The sequence below is a fragment of the Salinivibrio costicola subsp. alcaliphilus genome (genome assembly GCF_001996185.1).
Classification (GTDB): Bacteria; Pseudomonadota; Gammaproteobacteria; order Enterobacterales; family Vibrionaceae; genus Salinivibrio; species Salinivibrio costicola.
In genome coordinates, this window is sequence record NZ_MUFR01000104.1 from 1 (window position 1) to 1,002 (window position 1,002).

1 protein-coding gene is annotated in these 1,002 nt (G+C 45.1%); it reads right to left on the minus strand.

Going from position 1 to position 1,002, the window contains the following annotated elements:
• Positions 1–1,002 (minus strand): tail fiber protein (locus BZJ21_RS16370; RefSeq protein ID WP_158075545.1); only part of this gene is annotated, 1,002 nt, incomplete at both ends.

Sequence of the window (1,002 nt, forward strand, 5' to 3'; positions counted from 1 at the left end):
ACTAGCGTCTTATCTGCTGCGTAATATTTCCCGAAGCCGCTTTTACCGCTTACTGTCAAGCTTGTGGCTGTAACTACCCTATTGGCGTCTACTACCTGCACACCGTTAACTAGTATGCTGTTATTTGCCTCAAACTGAGGGGCTATCAATCTGTCGTTACCGCCGTCTACTTTCAGCCAGTTACTTACGTAGAGGTCATTAGCACCCTTCCACACCAGCGAATAGGTACCGGTAAATCCATCACTAGTTTTGGTTTGTATTGTGCTATAAATACTAACGTTAGAAGACCCGTCGATAGTCACAGAGCCTGTAACATTACCTGTCAGGCTAATACTACGCGCAGTAGTCCATTTATCCGCGTTAGGGTGATAATTGTCGGCAAACACTCTTTGGCCACCGTCTACACGCATGATACCACTGGCACTAAGCGTACTGTTTGATGCAGAAAGCCTTATGCTGTAATTATCAGTTTCATCGTTAGTGTCGTGGAAGTCTATGTATTTACCTACCTCCGCTATACCTCCGCTGTTAACCCGCACAAACCCTTTCCACCAGTTACCTGATTCAGGAACATCAATAGATGTAAGGTAGCCTACATCAGCGTGGTTGCCCCAAGAGTGCGCAGCATTCCAGTTTTCTAGGTCTGAAGTAGTTATACTTTTAACATGGCCCGGTACAGTAGGGTCACTCTCTTCAAAGCTTTGTAGATAACGGTTATCTAGGTCTACTGACAATGTGCTGTTGTCGTTACGGGTAAACGTCAAGATACCTTGAGACGAGTTAAACGCAGCACTAACAATACGCGACAAGTTACTATCGTCTAGCAAAATAGACATGTCTACTTCAAAACTAGATGAGTCATCACGTACAAAAGTAGCTATACCGTCGCTATCCACCGTACCGCCAGAGATACGGGCAGCGTTAGTGTCATCTAGGTACAAGGACAAGTCTATGTTAGTTCTTTGGCCTTCTTCGTTTACGTAAGTCAGCGTGTTACCAGCA